Below are 19,561 nucleotides of genomic sequence, written 5' to 3'. Positions count from 1 at the left end.
GGTGAAAGGTAGTCCACCGAACGTCGGGACGCAACCGTACCGTCGTTGCGCTACATTGTTCCACGTGACGACCGAGAAGAGGCGTGCCCCGGCCGGTGCGGCGGTGCTGCGGGGAGAGATCACCAGCGCCATCCGCGCCGCCGTGCTGCAGGAGTTGGCCGACGTCGGCTACGGACGCCTGTCGATCGAGGCGGTCGCCAGGCGGGCCGGAGTCAGCAAGACCGCCATCTACCGTCGATGGCGTTCCAAACTCGATCTGGTCCTGGACATGGTCTCCGCGGTGGCCGGGCGCAACCTGCCCCTGCTGGACACCGGGAGCCTGCTCGGGGACGTGGAGATCCTGCTGCACGTGATGGCGCGTGCGCTGCGTCACCGACTCGCCGCGCAGATCATTCCGGACCTGCTGGCCGAGGCGGCCCGTAACCCGCAGATCGGGGAGAAGCTCCAGGCCGCCCTGGACGACTACCAGCAGGCCGTCAGCCGGATCCTGATCACCCGCGCCGTGGAGCGGGGTGAACTTTCGCCGCACACCGACCGGCGCGTCGCGGTCGATCTGATCGTCGGGCCGGTCTACTGGCGGATGGCCATCGCCCGAGCCCCGCTGAAGACCGCGGAGGTGCCCAGGATGGCCGCCGCGATCGTCGCGGCCCTGCGGGTAGCATCCGTGGAGCCGGTTCGCGACGAGGTGGAAGTCTGAGCCCCGGGCCCGCCCCCGGCGGGCCGCCGTCGATCATGAACAACAGGTCACAACCGGTCGGACAATCACCGCGACCGCCGCGTTTTCGTCACAAACCGCTACCATCCCCAAACGTCCCCCGTGCATCACGCGTCGACAGGAGGAAGCCCCATGGTCGGGCCGCATCCAGAGTTCATTCCCCCAGCACGACCGATCATCGGCGAGGCCGAGATCGAGGCGGCTGTCCGGGTGCTGCGGAGCGGCCGGGTCGTGCAGGGCCCGGAGGTCGCGGCGTTCGAGGAGGAGTTCGGCGACCTGGTCGCCGGGCGGCACTGCATCGCCGTCAACTCCGGCACCTCGGCGCTCCAGCTCACCCTGATGGCGCTCGGCTTCGGCCCCGGTGACGAGGTCATCGTCCCGTCGTTCTCGTTCGCCGCCAGCGGCAACGCGGTCCGGCTGGTCGGCGCCGAGCCGGTCTTCGTGGACATCGAGCCGGGCAGCTTCTGCGTCGACCCGGAGGCGGTCGCCGCCGCGATCACGCCGAAGACCGTCGGCATCATGCCGGTCCACCTCTACGGCCACCCCGCCGCGATGGACCGGATCATGGAGATCGCGCAGCGGCACGGCCTGGCCGTCGTCGAGGACGCCGCCCAGGCGCACGGCGCCGAGCTGAACGGCACCCCGGTCGGCGCCTTCGGCACCGCCGGCTGCTTCAGCTTCTACCCGACCAAGAACATGCACTCGCTCGAGGGCGGCATGATCACCACCGCCGACGCCGGGCTCGCCCGCACCCTGCGGCTGCTGCGCAACCAGGGCATGGAGCAGCGGTACGCCAACGAGATCGTCGGCGCCAACATGCGGATGACCGACGTGGCCGCCGCGATCGGCCGGGTGCAGCTCACCCAGCTCGCCGACTGGACCGAGCAGCGCCGCGCCAACGCCAAGTTCCTCGACTCCGCCATCACCGGCATGGTCACCCCGCCGGTCGCCGACGGCGCGAAGCACGTCTACCACCAGTACACGGTGCGCGTGCGGGGCAACCGGGACGCCGCCCAGGCCCGCCTCACCGAGCTGGGCATCGGCAACGCGGTCTACTACCCGACCCCGATCCACAAGCTGAAGCCCTACCTCACGCAGGACGGCACGCCGGGCCCCTGGGACCTGCCGGAGACCGACCGGGCCGCCGCCGAGGTCGTGTCGCTGCCGGTGCACCCGTCGCTGACCCAGGCCGAGCTGGAGCGGATCGCCGAGGGCGCGAACCTGGCCGGAGGTGCCAAGTGAGTCAGCCGGTTCTGCGAACCCCGCAGCCGCGAACGAAGGAGAGCGCCGTGAGCGCGGGACGCAAGCTGCGCGCGGGCCTCATCGGCCTCGGCGCGATGGGGCGCAACCACGCACGCGTGCTGTCGAACCTGGACGGTGTCGAGCTGGTCGGCGTGGTCGACCCGGCCGGCGACACGACCGGCACGCTGCGCGCGCCGGTCGTGCCCGAGCTGAGTGACCTGCTGGCCCTGGGCATCGACTACGCGGTGGTGGCCTGCCCGACCGCGCTGCACGAGCGGATCGGCCTGGAACTGGCCGCCAACGGTGTCTGCGCGCTGATCGAGAAGCCGCTCGCGCAGTCCGTCGAGGCCGCCACCACGCTCGTCGAGGCGTTCGAGGCGGCCGGCCTGGTGGCCGGCGTCGGCCACATCGAGCGCTACAACCCGGCGCTGCAGAGCCTGCGTACCCGGCTGGAGGCCGGTGAGCTGGGCGAGGTCTTCCAGGTCGTCACCCGCCGCCAGGGCCCGTTCCCGCACCGGATCGCCGACGTCGGCGTGGTGATGGACCTGGCCACCCACGACATCGACCTGACCGCCTGGGTGACCGGCCGGGAATACACCTCGGTCTCCGCCCGCACGGTCTCCCGCAGCGGCCGGCTGCACGAGGACATGGTGGCCGTCGTCGGCCAGCTCTCCGACGGCACGATGGTCAACCACCTGGTCAACTGGCTGAGCCCGCTCAAGGAGCGGTCCACGGTGGTCACCGGCGACAAGGGCTGCTTCGTCGCCGACACGCTCACCGCCGACCTCACCTTCTATGCCAACGCCGCCATCGACACCGAGTGGGAGGCGCTGCGCGCGTTCCGCGGTGTGGCCGAGGGTGACATGGTGCGCTTCGCCATCCCGAAGCGGGAGCCGCTGCTGGTCGAGCACGAGCGGTTCCGTGACGCGGTGGACGGCAAGCAGAGCGACATCGTGACGCTGCGCCAGGGTCTGCGTACCGTGCAGGTCGCCGCCGGTGTGCTGGAGTCCGCCGCCGACGGGCGCACGGTGGTCGTCAGCGCGGCCGACGCCGCCGTCTGATCCGTCCGCCGGCCGGGCGTCCTCCGACGCCCGGCCGGGCGTCGGAGGACTCACGCCGCGCCGATCCCCAGCATCCGGTCGAAGTGCGGCGCGGTGACCGACCAGTCCCAGGTCGCCAGCGCGTGCGCCGCCGCCGTCGCGCCGGCGGCGCGCCACACCTGCTCGTCGGCCGTGACCGCGCGAATCCGGGCGGCGGCCGCCGCCGGGGTGTCGACCACCCAGTCGGCCGGGAAGACGGTAAACGCGCCGTGCGCGCCGCCGGCGAAGAACGGCCAGTCCCGGACCACCGGCACCGCGCCGCTCGCCGCGCCCTCCACGACCGCGCAGTGGAAGCTCTCCCGCACCGAACTGCTGAGCACCACGCCGATCCCGGCCAGCACGCCGGGCACGTCGTCGGTGTGCCCGACGCGCGTCACCGCGCCGGTGGCTTCCAGCTCGGCCAGGTCCTTCTCCAGGGCCGCCGCGTAGTCCCGCGCCGCCCGGCTGAGCCCGGTGTCGAGACCGCCGCCGACGAGGAGCAGCCGGTATCGCTCGTCGGAGGCCCGCAGCAGACGCAACACCTCGATCGCCCACCGCGGGTCCTTCGCCACCGCGCTGGTGCCCACCAGGCCGAGGGTGAACCGGGCCGACGGCTCCTTCGCGCGCCGGAACGGCGTCAGCTCCACCGCGTTGCACAGCACGTGCGTGCGGGGGGCTTGGGCCCCGACCAGTCCGGGCGTCACGCGCAGCGCGAAGTCGCGGAGGTGGTCGGAGACGAAGACCACGTCGTCGACCCGGCTGAAGTCGATCAGACTCGGCCACCGGCCGAAGGCCTCGTAGCTGTGCAGCCGCACGACGATCCGGGTGTCGCCCGGGTCGACCAGGGTGGTCATCGCGGCGGTCGCCACCGCCCAGTCGACGAAGACGGTGTCCGCCCAGTCCAGGTGCGGGCGGATCCAGCGCTCGACCTGCTCGCCGTACTCGGTGCCGCCGAGCAGCGCCTCGGCCACCATGCGCCGGCTCTGCCGGGTCAGCGGCCCGGCCACCGGGTCGTCGTCCAGGCGCAGGTAACGCAGTTCCACCCCCGGGTGGTCGCCGTAGCGCTCACGCACCGCCTGGAGGAAGTGCGCGCTGCCGTTGAGCAGCAGGAGCAGGCGCAACGGCCGGTCCGTCGGCGCGGGGGCGGGCGGCTTCACCCGGCCCCGGGGCGCGAGCAGCGCACGGCCCACGGCGCTGCCGTGCAGCGGCGCGAGGAACGCGGCCGGATCCTCGACCAGCGGCGAGCTGAGCTGGTCGAAGTGCAGGACCCGGTGGAACTGGGTGCGCAGGACGCGATACAGCCTCCGGGCCGCCGCCGCGCCGTCGCCGCGGGCGTACGCCCGGTCCGCCTCGGCCAGTTCGGCCCGGACGGCGTCCATCAGGTGCGCCGGGGTGCGCCCCTCGGCGAGCTCGTCGGTGGCCTCCTCGATGAGCAGGTCGGCACGGGCCGCCGGGTCCACCGCGCCCGCCACGGCGACCAGCGCGGCCCGGGAGTCGCCGGCCGGCCAGCCGGCCCGGACCATGCCGGAGCGCAGCCGGCGGGCCAGGGACGCCCGTGCGCCGGCCGGCAGCAGCGGCGCCGCCGCGAGACCGTGGATCAGGCGGGCCGCCGCGCGGTGGCGCACCACCCGGGGAGCGGTGACGCGCCGGAGCACGCCGGCTGCGAGCTTGCTGCCCATCTGGGCGGTGTCCTTTCGACGGCTGGGCGCGACGACCGGTGGCGACGGGGCGCGGGTCGGCGAGGCGCGCGACAGCGTGCATGTTAACGTGGCGCGGTCCCTACGTGCGGCGAGGAAGGTTCGGGTGCCGACAACTTCTGAACGGGACGTCGTCGTGATCACGCCCTGGTATCCGACCCGCGAACTTCCCTTCCGCGGCTCGTTCGTGCAGGCGATGGTCGACGCCACCGCATCGGTCACCGACCGGATGACCGTCTACCACTGCGACGCCTGGGTGGCCGCGCTCGACGACGCGGCCGAGCGCCGGGTCCGGGACGCGCACCACGCGCTCCTCGCCCGTGCCCGTCACCGTAACCGGACCGTCGGCGGCGCCGAGCTGATCTATCTGCCGGTTCCCGTGCCGCGTGGGCTCGGTCACGCCGAGATCGCCGAGCGGCACGACGTCGCGCTCCGGGCCGCCCTCGACGGCCGTCCGCTCACCGCGCCGGTGGTGCACGCCCACGTGGGCCTGCCCAGCGGTTGGGCCGCGATCCGCAACGCCGGTCCGGACACCCGGGTCTTCGTCACCGAGCACGCCAGCTTCCTGGACAAGGTGCTCGAGACGCCGCGTGGGCGGGAGATGTACGACGAGGTGCTCCACCGGTGCGCCGGCTTCCTCGCCGTCGGCGACGGCGTCCGGCGCCCGCTGGTCGAGGCGTTCCCGCACCACGCCGACAAGATCGGTGCGATCGCCAACCCGATCTCCTTCGACCGGCCCCGGTCGACGGCGGTCACCGCGCTGCGGCGGTGGCTCTTCGTCGGTGCGCTCTCCGAGCTCAAGGGCGTGCCGCTGCTGCTGGAGGCGTTCGCGCGGTGCCGGCAGGACGATCCGGAGCTGAGCCTGACCCTGGTGGGGGAGGGCGCGCTGCTGGCCGGCCTGACCGCCCGGGCGGCCGAGCTCGGGGTGGCCGACGCGGTCACCTTCACCGGCGCGGTGCCGCCGGAGGAGGCGCTCCGGCTGATGCGGGAGCACGACCTGCTTGTCCACCCGAGCCGCCGGGAGACGTTCGGCGTCGCCATCATCGAGGGGATCGCGGCCGGCCTGCCGGTCCTGGTCACCCGGTGCGGCGGCCCGGAGCGGACGCTGGCCGGCATCGAGACGGCGGCCGGCGAGATGATCGACGTGACCGACGACCCGGAGACGATCGTGGCGGGCTACCGACGGCTGTGTGACCGCTTCCCGGACGGCCTCGAACCGGCCCTGGCCCGCAAGTCGCTCGCCGCTCGGTACGGCTACGCCGCGGTCGCCGACACGCACCGTCGCCTGTGGTTTTCCGACGAGGCGGACCCGGCGCGCTGACGCCGGAGCGCCAGATCTGATGGAGTGAGATGCACGTCCTTTTCCTGTCCGTCGGGGATGTCCGGCGGCGCGCGGTCGTGGAGGAGTCCCGCCAGGCCGTGGCCGACGGGGGCGCCGCCACCGTGGTGGTCGACCGGATGGCGCCGTGGAGCCGGGAGGCGTTCGCGTCCGGTGTGCGAGTCGTCGACCTCGCCGCCCTGCGGCGAGGACTGCCGGCTGACCGGATCGAGCAGGCGGCGCTCTACAAGGCCCCGCGGAAGCTGCTGCGGACCGTCGGCCGGGGCCCGCTGCGCCGGTTCTCCAAGCGGGCCGAGCGCGCCTACCAGCGGCGTCTCGCCGACCCCGCGCACCGGGCGTTCCTGCGGATGCGCGGGGACCAGCGCGCCAAGCTGATCGCGCGGCTCTGCGCCCGGACGCCGGTGGATGTGGTCGTCGTCACCGATCCGATCGCCATGCCGTACGCGGCTGACCTGCTCGGGCGGCGGCCCGGTCGCGCGCACCCGAGAGTCTGCTTCAGTTACGACTACTCTGGGATGGCGACCGATGGCCAGCACCTGACCGACCACCCGGAATCCGCCCAGGGGGACGACACTCCATGACGCGCACGCCGCGCCGACCGCGCATCCTCTACCTGTCCTTCTACTTCCCGCCGTCGCGGGCCAGCGGTGTCTACCGGGCGCGGGCGACCGCCAACTACCTCGCCGAGCACGGTTGGGAGGTGACGGCGTTCGCGTCACCGCTGTCCTTCCTGCACAAGGTGATCGGCTCGGTGGACGAGCAGTTGGCCGAGACCGTCGACCCGTCGATCCGGGTGGAGCGGCCGCACATCAGCCACTTCGCGTGGGAACGTGACCTGCGGGAGTACGGCCGGTTCCGGGGCATGTCGCCGATCATGGCCCGCAACCTCTACAACTTCGGGTTGAAGCGGATCTTCCCGGAGCACTACCTGTCCTGGGCTGTCGCGTCGGTGCGCAAGGCGCTGCGGATGCACGCCCGGCGGCGCTTCGACGTGGTGCTCGCCACCGGCAACCCGTTCTCCTCGTTCGCCGCCGCCTGGCTGATCCACAAGGCCACCGGCGTGCCGTTCGCGGTCGACTACCGCGACGCCTGGACGCTCAACATGTTCACCGAGGAGGACGGTTACGAGCCCGGCCACCCGGCCTGGCGCTGGGAGAAGCGGATCCTGCGCGACGCGTCCGCGTCCGTCTTCGTCAACCAGCCGCTGCTGTCCTGGTACGCCGACCGCTACCCGAACGCCGCGGACCGGATGATGGTGGTGCCCAACGGCTGGGACCCGGACCTGCTCACCCAGCTCGACCACGCCGCGCCGGCGGCCGCGACCGACCGCAGCCAGCCGCTGCGGTTCACGTTCCTCGGCACCATGAACAGCACCCAACCGGTGGAGCAACTGGCGGAGGCGTTCCAGCTCGCCCGCCGTCATCCCGACCTGGCCGACGCCGAGCTCAACATCCACGGCCACCTCGGCTACTTCGCGCAGGGCAAGGCCCCGCTCATCGAGCGGCTCGGCCTGACCGAGAGCGAGCACGGGCACTCACTGCCCGACAACGGCATCCACTATCGGGGTCCGGTCTCCAAGACCGAGGTGGGCCAGGTCTACCAGAACAGCGACGTCCTGGTCTTCCTCGCCGGCGGCGCGCGGTACGTCACCTCCGGGAAGATCTTCGAGTACATGGCCAGCGGGAGCCCGATCGTCTCGGTGCACGCGCCGGGCATCGCCGCGCAGGACGTGCTGGCGGGCTACCCCCTCTGGTTCAACCCGGAGAGCCTCGACGTGCACGACATCGCCGAGTCGATGATCGCCGCCGGCAAGGCGGCCCGGGACATGTCGGCCAAGCAGCGGGCCGAGGCCCGTGCCCACGCGAACACGTTCACCCGGCAGGCGGTCACCGCGCCGCTGGAGGCCAGACTGCGTTCGATGGTGCGGCGGAAGATCGAGACGGGAAGGGTCGGATCGTGACGTTCGGCGACGGAGACGGGGCAGTGCCCCCGACGGCGACCGCGCCCCGGCAGCACCGGGCGTTGCTGCTGGCCTTCAACCACAAGCCGCACGACCGGGTGGTTGCCCTGGCCGAGCGGCTCCTCGACGAGGGCGCCCGGCTGGACGTCGTGGTGCTCAGCGACACCAACTGGGCCGAGCTGGCCGAGCGGCCCGGCGTGCGCCTGTTCACGCTCGGCGCGGCCGAGAAGCGGCACCCGCTGCTGCGCGCCGAGCGCCTCGTGGTGACCAGTGGGCCGCGGAAGGTGGCCGGCGGCATCGGCCGGATCGCCGGGGGCGCGGCGAACGGACTCCGCCGGCGGCAGGAACGCCTGAGCCGGGCGTTCCACAAGCGGGTGTTCATGAAGGCGTACGCGAACGTGCGTCCGATGGTGCTGTCCAAGCTGGCCACCAAGCGGCTGTCCGAACTCGACCTGGACCGCGATCCGGTGGACCTGATCGTGGCCTCCGACGCGTTGTCGATCACGCTCGGCTGGCGGCTGGCCCGCCGCTACCCGCAGGTGGTCGCCACCACCTCGCTCGACCCGCCGCCGTTGGCGGAGATCACGTCCCGGGCCTGACCGGCGGTTGTCCCGGGTGACCGCCGGTCGGCGGTCACCCGGTTCCGGTTCAGCTCAGCGGGCGTGCTCGGCGAGGACCCGCACCACGTTCTCCGCCGCCCGTCCCTCGCCGTACGGGGTGCCCCGACCGGCGGCCGGCCGGCCGCGGGTGGCCGTCTCTACCCAGCCTTCGCGGCCCAGCGCGTCGGGCTCCGGCACCAGCCGGTTCCAGTCGCCGGCCAGCGTCTCCACCCACTCGGTCTCCGGGCGCAACGTGGTGCAGGGCCGGTCCAGCAGGTAGGCCTCTTTCTGCAGGCCGCCCGAGTCGGTCACCACGCCCACGGAGCCGAGCACCGCGGCCACCATGCCGGCGTAGGGCAGCGGCCGGCCGACGTGCAGCGCGCCGCCGCCGAGCGTGATGCCGTGCTGCTCGGCCCGGGCCAGCAGGCGCGGGTGCGCCAACAGCGCGACCGGCACCGGCAGCTCGGCGAGCGCGGAGACCAGCGCGGCCAGCCGGCGCGGGTCGTCGGTGTTCTCGGCCCGGTGCAGCGTGGCCAGCAGGTACGGGGCGTCCGGGTCGATGCCGTCGGGCAGCGCCGGGCGGGGCTGGTCACCGCCGAGCACGAGGTCGCGTACCCGGAGGCAGACGTCGACCATCACGTCGCCGACCAGCACCGCCCGCTTCGCCAGCCCTTCCGCCGACAGGTGGCGTACCGCCTCCTCGGTCGGCGCCAGCAGCAGGTCGGCGCAGTGGTCGGTGAGCACCCGGTTGTGCTCCTCGGGCATCCGCCTGTTGAACGAGCGCAGCCCGGCCTCCAGGTGCGCCACCGGCAGGTGCATCTTCACCGCGGACAGCGCCCCGGCGAGGGTGGAGTTGGTGTCGCCGTAGACCAGCACCCAGTCCGGCCGCTCGGCGGCCAGCACCGGGTCGAGCGCGGAGAGCGTCTTGCCGGTCTGCACGCCGTGGCTGCCGGACCCGATGCCCAGGTGAACGTCCGGGTCCGGGATGCCCAAACCGGAGAAGAAGACGTCGGAGAGGTCCGCGTCGTAGTGCTGCCCGGTGTGCACGATGACGTGCTCGTGGTCGGTGGCGGCGAACGCCGCGGCGATCGGCGCGAGTTTGACCAACTGGGGCCGGGCGCCAACGATGCTGACGACCTTCATGTGGGTGATCCCTCCGATTGACTGTCCGCTGAGCGGGGCGGCATGTGGTGGCCGCCCGGAGGGCCGGCCACGCGCCGGTCGACGACCGGGCACCGCCACGCGGGCGAACTAGGTTAACATCGTGGCATCCCGCTTCAGGATGCCGACGAGGCCGGCGCGAGCGCGAGGAATTCCGTGGTGGTCGACCCTTCCGTCGTCGAGCGACGCCGTCCTGAGCCGGTGGACCGGTCCCGTCCCGGTCGGTTCCGGTGGTGGCTCCGTTCCGACCGGCTGCTGCTGGCCGGGCTGCTGTTCGCCTTCCTGGCCATGCGGTTGAGCGTCGCCGCGCGGGTCGACGCGTTCCGCACGTTCGACAGCCGGTCGTACGCCGGCCTGCTCCTCGCGCCGAACCCGACCGCGACGCTGTCGTTCACCGGGCACGCGCCACGCCTGTGGGGCACGCCGTTGCTCTACTCGCTCGCCGGTGCCGACCCGGCCCGGGCGTGGGCGCAGGCGCTGATCGGCACGGTCGCGTGGATGGTGCTGGCGCTCGCGTTGTGGGCCGCCCTGCGCACCACGGCCGCCCGGGCCGGCGCGGTGACCGCCCTGTTCGTCCTGGCGTTGACTCCGCCGGTCTACGTGTGGGACCACACCCTGACCGCGGAGTCGCTCTCGATCAACCTGGGGCTGCTCGCCTTCGGGTCGCTGGCGCTCTGGGCCCGCCGGCGGTGGTGGCCGCTGTTGGCCGCGACGACGGTGGTCACCCTCTGGTGGATGTTCGTTCGGCAGGACATGTTGCTGTTCATCGCGCTGGTGCCGGCGGTGCTGGTGGTGCTGGCGTGGCGCGGCCGCTCCCGGCGGTGGCCGGCGCTGGTGGCGCTCGGCGTGCTCCTGGGCGGGCTGGGCTGGAACGCGGCGCTGCTCGGCCCCACCGACCACACGTTCGCCAGGTGGAGCGCCTCCGGCCGGTCGCAGACCGACGAGACGTTCCTCTACCGGCTCATGGTCGAGGTACAGCGTGATCCCGAGATGCACCGGGCCTACCACGACGAGCTCGGCATGCCGCGCTGCGAGGCGTTGGAGGATCCCGGCCTGGTGCGCGGGTGGAACGTGCGGCGGTTCTCCCGGGCGTACGACAGGTGCCCCGAGGTGCAGGCGTGGGCCGAGCGCCACGAGCTGGGGGTCGGCTTCCGGTACGCGCTTGCCGAACCGGAGCACTACGGCACGATCATGACGCACCGGATCCTGCCGCAGGCGCTGGGCAGCACGGAGCTGCATACGTACGGCCGGCCGGTGCCGATGCTGCCGGAGGCGGTCGAGGCGGTCTGGTACCCACGCCGGAACCTGGTCCTGCCGCTGCTCGGCGCCGCCGTCGCCGGGGCGGTGCTGGCCTGTGTGGCCACCGGTGCGGTCCGTCGGCGGCGGTGGCTGTGCGTGGTCGGCGCGACAGGCGTGCTGGTGAGCCTGGCGAGCGTGCTGGCCAGCCTGATGCTGTCCGCCGGCGAATACACCAGGTTCGGCATCCAGGAGGCGATCTACCTGCGGATCAGCCTGGTGGTGCTGGCGGCGGCGGCGCTCGACGCGGGCCTGACCCGCAGGTGGGAACGCGTCGGTGTGCCGTCGCGGGGGGAGTCGGGTGGGGCCGCGCCGCGGCCGTACACTCCTGCCTCATGACCGCACCGGACACCCGTCGTACCGAGCCCGCTGCGACCGGGCCCGCCACGCCCGGCGACCGCGAGCCGGACGTCGCGTCCGCCGACCCGGCGCGGCCGGAGCCCGCCGGGGCGGAACTCGTCGACCGGCCGGCCGGTGGCCACCCGGCCGCCACCCCGGACGGCGGCCGGGCGGCGAACCGCCGGTGGAGCCGGTGGGACGCGTTGGTGGGCGCGGTCTACCTGCTCGGCGCGTTGGTGGTGACCGCGCGCGGGTGGCGCGACGTCGACGGCCGCCTGCTCGGCAGCCGCCCCGACGACCAGGGCTTCAACGAGTGGATGCTGGCGTACGCCGCGCACGCGGTCCGGCACCTGGAGAACCCGTTCTTCACCACGGCGCAGAACGCCCCCGACGGGGTGAACCTGATGACCAACGTCGGCATGCAACTGCCCGGGATCCTGCTGTCGCCGGTGACCCTGCTGCTCGGCGCCCCCTTCGCCTACCTGCTGCTCATCACGCTGAACCTGGCCGGCACCGGCTACGCCTGGTACCACGTCCTGTCCCGGCACGTGGTGGACTCCCGGGCCGCCGCCTTCGTCGGCGGTCTGTTCTGCGCCTTCGCGCCGGCGCTGGTGTCGCACAGCAACGGTCACCCGCACATCACCGCGCAGTGGCTGGTGCCGTTCATCGGCTGGCGGGTGCTCGTGCTGGCCCGCGACGGCCGGGTGGTGCGCGACGGGCTGGTGCTCGGCGCGCTGATCGCGGCCCAGTTCTTCGTCAGCGTGGAGATCCTCTTCCTGCTCGCGCTCGGCTGCCTGATGGTGGTGCTCGCCCACCTCGCGGTGGCGCCCCGGGTGGCGTGGCGACGCGCGCCGCGCCTCGTCGGCGGCCTGGCCGTGGCCGGCGCGCTCGTCGCGGTGGTGACCGCCTATCCGCTGTGGATGCAGTTCGCCGGGCCGCAGCACCGGTTGGGCCATCCCGGTGGCCCCGACGTGTACGCGCTCAAGCTCGGCTCCTACGTGCGCTACGCGACCGAGTCGATCGCCGGCAGCCCGACCAGCGCCGGCGGCTGGGGGCCGAACACCACCGAGCAGGCCAGCTTCTACGGGTGGTCGCTGGTGGTGCTGGCGGCGGCCGCCGCGTGGTGGCTGCGGCGTTCGGTCACGGTTCGGGTGCTGAGCCTGGTCGCGGTGCTCTGCGCGCTGCTGTCCATCGGCACCACCTGGACCTGGGGCACCGACCGGACCACCGTGCCGGCGCCCTTCGCGCTCGTGCAGCACCTGCCGGTCTTCGACTCGGTGGTGGTGGCCCGGTTCGGCCTGATCACCACCGTCGCCGTCGGCGTGCTGCTGGCGCTCGCGGGCGACCGCGTGCTGCGGACGCGGGCGGAGAACCCGGTGCTGGTCCGCCTCGCCGCCGTCGCCGCGCTGGCCGCCCTGGTGCCGATCCTGCCCACCCCGCTGCCGGCGCAGAAGCGCCCGCCGGTGCCGCACTTCGTGACCGCCGGCGAGTGGCGGGGCCACGTGGCCCCCGGCCGCACCCTGGTGCCGGTGCCGGTGGTCAACATGACGTCGGTCTACTGGGGCTCGGCGGCGCTCGCCGAGTTCGCGGTGCCGCAGGGCTATTTCCTCGCCCCGGTGTCGCCGACCGATCCGACCGGTCGCTGGGGGGTCGAGCCGCAGCCGACCGCGGAGCTGCTCACCGAGGTGGCGGCGGGGAAGCGGGGGGCGGAGGTCACGCCGGCCGAGGTGGCGCAGGCCCGCGCCGACGCCCGGTACTGGCGGGCGGACGCGGTGGCGCTGCCCAAGCACCGGCGGCAGGAGCAGTTGCGCGCCGTGCTCGACGCCTGCTACGGCCCCGGCCGGCAGGTGGACGACGTCTGGCTCTGGGACGTGCGGCCGTTCAGCTCGTGAGCCGGCCGCGCGTCAGGGCGAGCGGTTCCAGATCATCAGCACGTATCCGCCGAAGTAGGCGGAGAGGATGGCCAGCGGGGCCAGCACGGTGACCGCACGCGCCCATCCGGCCCGCGCCAGCGCGACCGCGACCGGCAGCAGGAGCGGGAACGCGGGCAGCAGGAAGCGCGCCTTGGCGTGGTAGTAGCCGGCGGCGCCCAGCGTGGTGAGCAGGATCAGGGCACTGTAGAGCAGGAGTTGCCAGGGCTGCCGGTCGAGGACGGCGAGCACGAACAGCGCCACCGCCACCAGCACCACCAGGGTCACCACGTACATCGCCAACGCCGACGGGTGCGCGAGCACGCGCCGGGCCACCCGGACCGTGTCGACCCCGAGGTCGAAGGTGGTGCCCCAGCCGGCGTCCTGGATGTGGAACCAGCCGTCCGGCCGGCCGGTGCGCCAACCGACCCAGGCCAGGTAGCCGAGCCAGCCGGCGGGGGCCAGCAGCAGCGCCGCCGCCGGACGCCACCCGTCCCGGCGGCGGACCAGCGCGATCACCGCGGCGAGGCAGACCACGGCGAGCAGCGCCGAGCCGGTCGGGCGGGTCAGGCCGGCGCACAGGCTGAGCAGCCCGGCGACGAGCCAGTGGCCGCGCAGCAGCGCCCAGAGGCACCAGGCGGCGAACGCGGTGAAGATGCCCTCGCTGTAGCTCATGTTCTGCACGATGCTGTGCGGCAGCACCCCCCAGAGCACGGCGAGCAGGATGCCGACCCGCCGGTCGTACAGCGTCTCGCCGACGGCGTACAGGCCCCACGCGGCGGCGAACGCGGCGAGGCCGGCGACGGCGAGGGCGGTGGCGCGCGCGCCGAGCGGGGTCAGCGGTTCCAGCGCTCCGACCAGGTGCGGGTAGAGCGGGAAGAAGGCCATGTCACTCTGGGCGCGTTCGTACCCGTCGTAGCCGTGCTGGGCGATCCGCAAGTACCACTCACCGTCGGACTCGGTCAGCAGGGCGGCGGGTCGGGCGCCCACCGCGCGGGCCCAAAGCCAGAGCGTGACCAGGCCCACCGTCCGGACGGCGAGGTAGCCGACCAGGGCGGGCAGGGCGGAGCGGAACGCGCCGACCAGCTTGTCGCCCGGCGCGACCCGGTCGGGCCGGTCCGCCGTGTCCGGTTCCGAGGGCGGCTGTTCGCGGCGGGTCGGCGCGGTCATCTCTGGGTCCTGTCCGAGTGGGTCGGCCGGCTCGTCAGCCCGACGCCGGCGGCTGGTTCCGAGGGGGCCGGGAGCGCTGCCGCAGCCCGAGCCGGGTGCAGGGTAGCAACGGCGGCATCGCTTTCGGCGTCGCAGTGGCAGCCGTCTCCGGCACGGCGCTTGTCGTACACTCGCTCCGGTCGCGGGTGCGACGGTGGTTCACACGGAGACGGACGGGCATGGGTTCTGACGGCATCTCGTTGCGGACGGCGGTCGCCCGGTGAGGCAACCGGACGTCACGGTCGTCGTCGCGGTCTACAACACCATGCCGGACCTGACCACCTGTCTGGATTCCCTGGTGAATCAGACGATCGGGCAGGATCGGCTGGAGATCGTCGCGGTCGACGACGGCTCGACCGACGGCAGCGGCGCCGAGCTGGACCGCTTCGCGGCCGCCTACCCCTCCGTGCTCACCGTGCTGCATCAGGCCAACTCGGGTGGCCCGGCCGGGCCGAGCAACCTGGCTCTCGACGTGGCGACCGGCCGGTACGTCTTCTTCATCGGCGCGGACGACCACCTCGGCCGGGAGGCGCTGGAGCGGCTGGTGGCGGCCGCCGACAGGTGGGGCTCGGACGTGGTGCTCGGCCGGATGGTCGGCGTGAACAAGCGGTACGTGCACCAGGAGATCTTCGACCGCACCCGATCCGACATCGACCTGTACGACTCGCCGCTGCCCTTCTCGCTCTCCAACACCAAGCTCTTCCGACGTGACCTGATCGAGCGGCACCACCTGCGGTTCCCGGAGGACATGGCGGTCGGCAGCGACCAGCCGTTCACGGTGGAGGCCTGCGTCCGCGCGAACCGCATCTCGGTGCTGGCCGACTACGACTACTACTTCGCGGTCAAGCGGCTCAACTCCACGAACATCACCTATCGCAGCGACCACCTGGCCCGTCTGGAGTGTGTGGAACGCATCGTCCGGTTCGTCGCCGGACTGGTCGAGCCGGGCGAGCGGCGGGACGCCGTCCTGCGGCGCCACTTCGCGTGGGAGATCGCGAAGCTGTTCCGCCCGGACTTCCTCGCCCTCGACGCCGAGACCCGCGAGCAGGTGCGCAGCCGGGTCGGCAAGCTGGTCCGGGAATATCTCACCGACCGTATCCGGGACCAGCTCGAAACGGATACCCGGGTGCTGATCGGCACGGCCGCCTACGGCCGGCCGGCGGACCTGCTCACGATCATCCGGCAGACCGCCACCGACGGGCTGCCCCCGACCGTCGTGCGAGGTCAGCGGTGGTTCGCGGCGTTCCCGGGCTTCGGTGAGGCGGATGCCGGGCTGAGCGACGAGTGGTACGAGCTGAAACCGACGGCGAGTCGCTGGCTGGCCGCATTGAATGGGGTGTCGGTACGCTGGGTGATGGGAGCGGAGGGTGACCGGCGGGTGCGGATCTTCGCCCGTAGTCCCCGCTCCGACCTCGCCGAACTGGTGGGGGGCGACCTGTCCGTGCGGGTGGGCGAGGTGGAGGCGGTGGTGCGCCTGTCGCCGGCCGACCCGATGGGCACGACGGTGGAGGCCACTTTCCGGCTCTCGGACCTGGCGGCCGAACTGGCCGCGAGCGGAACGACGCGGGCGGTCCGGGTCCGGGTCGCCGGGAGCGCGGCGGTGCCCGTGCGCGGGCTCCGGTCACCGATGATGCACCGGGCGGTGCATCGGGACGGGAGCCGCCTGTATCTCGTCACAATCAACAACAACCACAAAGGTCAACTGGCGTTCACCGTCTGGCCGGTGACGCTTCGCCGGGTCGCTGCCCGCCTACGGCGTCGGCTTCCCCGAGGAGGAAAGTAGTCACATGAACATCTGCGTCGTCGCGCTCGGAAAGATCGGTCTGCCGCTCGCCGTGCAGTTCGCCTCGAAGGGGCACCGGGTGTTCGGTGCCGACGTCTCCGAGCGGGTCGTCCAGCTGGTCAACGAGGGTGTCGTACCCTTCCCGGGCGAGGCCGATCTGGACGTCAAGATGAAGGAGGCGGTGTCCGCCGGGCTGCTGACGGCCACCACGGACACCGCCGCCGCCGTCGCCGAGTCGGAGGCGGTCGTGGTGGTCGTGCCGTTGTTCGTAGACGCCGAGGGCGTGCCGGACTTCGGCTGGATGGACGACGCCACCCGGGCCATCGCCCGTGGCCTGAAGCCGGGCACCCTGGTCAGCTACGAGACCACGCTGCCCGTCGGCACCACCCGCAGCCGCTGGGCGCCGATGCTCGAGGAGGGCTCCGGCCTCACCGCCGGCACCGACTTCCACCTGGTGTTCAGCCCGGAGCGGGTGCTCACCGGCCGGGTCTTCGCCGACCTGCGCCGCTACCCGAAGCTGGTGGGCGGCATCGACGAGGCCTCCGCGCTGAGCGGCGTGCGGTTCTACGAGGCGGTGCTCGACTTCGACGACCGGGCCGACCTGGACCGGAGCAACGGCGTGTGGGACCTCGGCTCGGCCGAGGCGTCCGAGCTGGCCAAGCTCGCCGAGACGACCTACCGGGACGTCAACATCGGCCTGGCGAACCAGTTCGCCCGCTTCGCCGACACGGTGGGCGTCGACGTCACCAAGGTCATCGAGGCGTGCAACACGCAGCCGTACAGCCACATCCACTCGCCGGGCATCGCGGTCGGCGGCCACTGCATCCCGATCTACCCGCGGATGTACCTGTGGAACGACCCGGCGGCCACCGTGGTCCGCTCGGCGCGTGAGGCCAACGCCGCGATGCCGGACTACGCGGTCGACCTGCTCGCCGCCGCGTACGGGGACCTGACCGGGGTGGGCGTGCTGGTGCTGGGCGCCGCCTACCGGGGCGGGGTCAAGGAGACCGCCTTCTCGGGCGTCTTCCCGACCGTGGAGGCGCTGCGCCGGCGGGGGGCCACGCCCTACGTCTCCGACCCGATGTACTCCAACGAGGAACTGGTCGCGCACGGCCTGCCCGGCTACGACGGCGAGCCGATCGGCGCCGCGGTGATCCAGGCCGACCACGGCGAGTACCGCACCCTCACCCCGGCCGACCTGCCGGGCGTGACGGTGCTGGTGGACGGCCGGCGGGTCACCGACCCGGCCCGCTGGACCGGCGTCCGCCGGGTGGTCATCGGCGGTTGATCCCGTTTCTCGGTGGGCCCCGGCCGTCTCGGCCGGGGCCCACCGCGTTGTCCGGACCGAATGCCGCCTCGATTTGTTCACCCACCGGACACTCCGGTAATACTTGCGTGACTTGACCCGTTTAGGGTCGCTAGCCGTCCGGATCGGGCCCCTCCGACGCCGGCGGGCAGACAGGGAGCGTGTCGTTGTTCAGCAGAGTACGCAGCCAGCAGGGCCTCGTCGCGGTCGGCGCGACGTTCCTCGGGTACGGCGTCATGATCCTCGCCGGGGCACTCGGCCTGGTGATTCCGTACGCGATCGCCGCGGTGGTCGTCCTCGGCGGTGAGCTGGCGCTGGCCACCCGGTACGCCGAGACGGCGCAGCTCGTCGCCAAGGCCGGCGTCGGGCTGCCGTTCCGGCGACTGGTCCGGGACCTGTCGGTGGCGCTGCTGGTGATCGCCGCGGTCCGTCCCGGGGTGGCCGGCACGATCGCGGTGCTGCTGCTGCCGGCCGCGCTCTGGGCGGTGGCGGTCGGCACCACCGCGGTCACCAAGTCGATCGAGGGACGGGTCGACCCGCCGGCGTACACCCGCAACATCGACCTCGGCGCGCTGCGCCGGGTGCCGGCCCCGCCGACGTGGGCGCGGCGGCTGGCCGGGCTGCGGCTGCCGCTGCTCAACGTGCTGCTGGTGCCGGCGGCCGTGGTCGCCGCCGCGGTGGACCGGGTCTCCCCGGTGGTGGTCACCGGCCTGGTGACGCTGGCCGCCGGCCTGGTCACCGCCGCGGTGCTGGCGCTCGCCGCGTTGCGCGGCCGGGGGGTGACCCCGGGCGTGCTGCCCGCCGTGCACGACTGGCTGGCCCGGGAGAAGCCGGAGGTGGCGCTCTACTTCGCCGGCCCGGCCAAGGACGTCTACCAGGCCAACATGTGGCTCGCGCCGATGGAGGCGACCGGCCGGCGGGCGGTGGTGCTGCTGCGGGCCGCGGACGCGTTCCACCAGCTCGCCGACACCCGGCTGCCGGTGGTCTGCGTGCCGGCCGGCGTCGACTTCATGAACCTCGACCTCGGCGCGCTCCGGGTCGCGCTCTACGCGGCGAACGTCGGCGCCAACATCCACCTGCTGCGCGAGCCGGGCGTGAAGCACGTCTTCGTCGGGCACGGCGACAGCGACAAGGCGGCGAGCGTCAACCCCTACAGCAAGGTGTACGACGAGGTGTGGGTGGCCGGGCCGGCCGGCCGGGAGCGGTACGCCCGGGCCGGGGTCGGCGTGCTGGACCGCGACATCGTCGAGGTGGGCCGCCCGCAGCTCGCCGGCGTGCACACGTTCGGCTCGGGCGCCCCCGACCACCTGTTCACCGTGCTCTACGCCCCCACCTGGGAGGGCTGGCTGGACGACGATCCCTACCACACCTCGCTGGTGCTGATGGGGGAGCGGATCGTGTCCGGGCTGCTGGCCGCCGGGAACCTGCGGGTGATCTACAAGCCGCACCCGCTGACCGGCACCCGGTCGCCGAAGGCGAAGGCGGTGCACGAGCGCGTCGTGGCCCGGATCCGCGCCGCCGGCGGGGAGACCGATCCGTCGTCGCTCGACGGTGCCGCGCACCTGGTGGTCACCGGCCGCACGCCGTCGCTGTTCGACTGCTTCAACGTCACCGACCTGCTGGTCAGCGATGTCTCCAGTGTGGTCTCCGACTTCGTGCAGAGCGAGCGGCCGTACGTGGTGGCCAACCCGGCCGGCCTGCCCGAGGACGAGTTCCGCAGGCAGTTCCCGACCGCCCGGGCGGCGTACCTGCTCTCCGCGGACGGCGGCGAGCTGGCCAAGATCCTGGCGGTGACCCGGGGCGGCGACGACCCGATGGCCGAGGCCCGGCGGGAGCTGAAGGAATACCTGCTCGGCCCGGCCGGGTCCAACCCGATGGACCGGTTCCGCGACGAGATCGGCCGGCTCTGCGGCTGACCCGCACACC

At 73.1% G+C, this 19,561-nt stretch carries 15 protein-coding genes; 12 read left to right on the top strand and 3 right to left on the bottom strand.

Going from position 1 to position 19,561, the window contains the following annotated elements; translation table 11 throughout:
• Positions 1 to 64 precede the first annotated feature (64 nt).
• The 3 genes from ACIA5A_RS10285 (at position 65) to ACIA5A_RS10275 (ending at position 3,018) form a co-directional block, all read left to right on the top strand.
• A complete protein-coding gene (locus ACIA5A_RS10285; protein ID WP_396759047.1) occupies positions 65 to 697 on the top strand; it encodes a TetR/AcrR family transcriptional regulator in 633 nt (210 codons plus the stop codon).
• A gap of 150 nt (positions 698 to 847) precedes the next feature.
• Positions 848 to 1,957: a DegT/DnrJ/EryC1/StrS family aminotransferase gene (locus ACIA5A_RS10280; protein ID WP_396759044.1), complete on the top strand. Its 1,110-nt coding sequence runs from the start codon at positions 848 to 850 to the stop codon at positions 1,955 to 1,957.
• A 47-nt stretch (positions 1,958 to 2,004) separates the two neighbouring features.
• Positions 2,005 to 3,018 carry a Gfo/Idh/MocA family protein gene (locus ACIA5A_RS10275; RefSeq protein ID WP_396759042.1) on the top strand — a complete coding sequence of 338 codons (1,014 nt, stop codon included), beginning with the start codon at positions 2,005 to 2,007 and terminating at the stop codon, positions 3,016 to 3,018.
• 50 nt (positions 3,019 to 3,068) lie between these two features.
• Here the strand turns inward: ACIA5A_RS10275 and ACIA5A_RS10270 are convergent, their stop codons facing one another.
• Positions 3,069 to 4,715 (bottom strand): glycosyltransferase, encoded by a 1,647-nt coding sequence (locus tag ACIA5A_RS10270; RefSeq protein ID WP_396759039.1) that lies wholly within the window; start codon positions 4,713 to 4,715, stop codon positions 3,069 to 3,071.
• A 124-nt stretch (positions 4,716 to 4,839) separates the two neighbouring features.
• Between ACIA5A_RS10270 and ACIA5A_RS10265 the strand changes: the two genes are divergently transcribed.
• The 4 genes from ACIA5A_RS10265 to ACIA5A_RS10250 are packed head-to-tail and all read left to right on the top strand — an operon-like array spanning position 4,840 to position 8,631.
• Positions 4,840 to 6,054 carry a glycosyltransferase gene (locus tag ACIA5A_RS10265; RefSeq protein WP_396759036.1) on the top strand — a complete coding sequence of 405 codons (1,215 nt, stop codon included), beginning with the start codon at positions 4,840 to 4,842 and terminating at the stop codon, positions 6,052 to 6,054.
• Between the two features lie 29 nt (positions 6,055 to 6,083).
• Positions 6,084 to 6,653 (top strand): hypothetical protein, encoded by a 570-nt coding sequence (locus ACIA5A_RS10260; RefSeq protein WP_396759033.1) that lies wholly within the window; start codon positions 6,084 to 6,086, stop codon positions 6,651 to 6,653.
• Positions 6,650 to 8,032 carry a glycosyltransferase gene (locus ACIA5A_RS10255; RefSeq protein ID WP_396759030.1) on the top strand — a complete coding sequence of 461 codons (1,383 nt, stop codon included), beginning with the start codon at positions 6,650 to 6,652 and terminating at the stop codon, positions 8,030 to 8,032. Before ACIA5A_RS10260 ends, ACIA5A_RS10255 begins: the two co-directional genes overlap by 4 nt.
• Positions 8,029 to 8,631: a hypothetical protein gene (locus ACIA5A_RS10250; protein WP_396759517.1), complete on the top strand. Its 603-nt coding sequence runs from the start codon at positions 8,029 to 8,031 to the stop codon at positions 8,629 to 8,631. The genes ACIA5A_RS10255 and ACIA5A_RS10250 overlap by 4 nt, the downstream gene beginning before the upstream one ends.
• A 54-nt stretch (positions 8,632 to 8,685) precedes the next feature.
• Here the strand turns inward: ACIA5A_RS10250 and wecB are convergent, their stop codons facing one another.
• Positions 8,686 to 9,774: a non-hydrolyzing UDP-N-acetylglucosamine 2-epimerase gene (gene wecB / locus ACIA5A_RS10245; RefSeq protein ID WP_396759027.1), complete on the bottom strand. Its 1,089-nt coding sequence runs from the start codon at positions 9,772 to 9,774 to the stop codon at positions 8,686 to 8,688.
• 177 nt (positions 9,775 to 9,951) lie between these two features.
• On the opposite strand from wecB, the gene ACIA5A_RS10240 reads away from it, so the two are divergent.
• Together ACIA5A_RS10240 and ACIA5A_RS10235 are read left to right on the top strand one after the other, a co-directional pair.
• Positions 9,952 to 11,427 carry a hypothetical protein gene (locus tag ACIA5A_RS10240; RefSeq protein ID WP_396759024.1) on the top strand — a complete coding sequence of 492 codons (1,476 nt, stop codon included), beginning with the start codon at positions 9,952 to 9,954 and terminating at the stop codon, positions 11,425 to 11,427.
• Positions 11,424 to 13,319 (top strand): hypothetical protein, encoded by a 1,896-nt coding sequence (locus ACIA5A_RS10235; RefSeq protein WP_396759021.1) that lies wholly within the window; start codon positions 11,424 to 11,426, stop codon positions 13,317 to 13,319. The genes ACIA5A_RS10240 and ACIA5A_RS10235 overlap by 4 nt, the downstream gene beginning before the upstream one ends.
• Positions 13,320 to 13,331: 12 nt before the next feature.
• Here the strand turns inward: ACIA5A_RS10235 and ACIA5A_RS10230 are convergent, their stop codons facing one another.
• Positions 13,332 to 14,507 carry a hypothetical protein gene (locus ACIA5A_RS10230; RefSeq protein ID WP_396759018.1) on the bottom strand — a complete coding sequence of 392 codons (1,176 nt, stop codon included), beginning with the start codon at positions 14,505 to 14,507 and terminating at the stop codon, positions 13,332 to 13,334.
• 259 nt (positions 14,508 to 14,766) lie between these two features.
• Between ACIA5A_RS10230 and ACIA5A_RS10225 the strand changes: the two genes are divergently transcribed.
• The 3 genes from ACIA5A_RS10225 to ACIA5A_RS10215 all read left to right on the top strand — a co-directional run bounded on the left by ACIA5A_RS10225 (position 14,767) and on the right by ACIA5A_RS10215 (position 19,551).
• On the top strand, positions 14,767 to 16,329 hold the full coding sequence (locus ACIA5A_RS10225) for a glycosyltransferase (protein ID WP_396759015.1): 1,563 nt from the start codon (positions 14,767 to 14,769) through the stop codon (positions 16,327 to 16,329).
• 4 nt (positions 16,330 to 16,333) lie between these two features.
• Entirely contained in the window at positions 16,334 to 17,617 is a 1,284-nt protein-coding gene (locus tag ACIA5A_RS10220) for a nucleotide sugar dehydrogenase (protein WP_396759013.1), read from the top strand.
• A 185-nt stretch (positions 17,618 to 17,802) separates the two neighbouring features.
• Positions 17,803 to 19,551, top strand: coding sequence for a CDP-glycerol glycerophosphotransferase family protein (locus tag ACIA5A_RS10215; protein ID WP_396759010.1), 1,749 nt, complete (start codon positions 17,803 to 17,805; stop codon positions 19,549 to 19,551).
• The last annotated feature ends 10 nt before the right edge of the window (positions 19,552 to 19,561 follow it).

Source organism: Micromonospora sp. NPDC051300 (genome assembly GCF_044455315.1).
GTDB lineage: Bacteria > Actinomycetota > Actinomycetes > Mycobacteriales > Micromonosporaceae > Micromonospora > Micromonospora robiginosa.
The sequence above is the reverse complement of the archived record's forward strand: the minus strand, read 5'-3'. Positions and strand labels throughout refer to the sequence as shown.

What these genes read in the sequence shown, in the direction of transcription:
- ACIA5A_RS10280 (WP_396759044.1), top strand. Translation starts at nt 848, where the DNA reads ATGGTCGGGCCGCATCCAGAGTTCATTCCCCCAGCACGACCGATCATC.
- ACIA5A_RS10270 (WP_396759039.1), bottom strand. Translation starts at nt 4,715, where the DNA reads ATGGGCAGCAAGCTCGCAGCCGGCGTGCTCCGGCGCGTCACCGCTCCC.
- ACIA5A_RS10260 (WP_396759033.1), top strand. Translation starts at nt 6,084, where the DNA reads ATGCACGTCCTTTTCCTGTCCGTCGGGGATGTCCGGCGGCGCGCGGTC.
- ACIA5A_RS10255 (WP_396759030.1), top strand. Translation starts at nt 6,650, where the DNA reads ATGACGCGCACGCCGCGCCGACCGCGCATCCTCTACCTGTCCTTCTAC.
- wecB (WP_396759027.1), bottom strand. Translation starts at nt 9,774, where the DNA reads ATGAAGGTCGTCAGCATCGTTGGCGCCCGGCCCCAGTTGGTCAAACTC.
- ACIA5A_RS10235 (WP_396759021.1), top strand. Translation starts at nt 11,424, where the DNA reads ATGACCGCACCGGACACCCGTCGTACCGAGCCCGCTGCGACCGGGCCC.
- ACIA5A_RS10230 (WP_396759018.1), bottom strand. Translation starts at nt 14,507, where the DNA reads ATGACCGCGCCGACCCGCCGCGAACAGCCGCCCTCGGAACCGGACACG.
- ACIA5A_RS10220 (WP_396759013.1), top strand. Translation starts at nt 16,334, where the DNA reads ATGAACATCTGCGTCGTCGCGCTCGGAAAGATCGGTCTGCCGCTCGCC.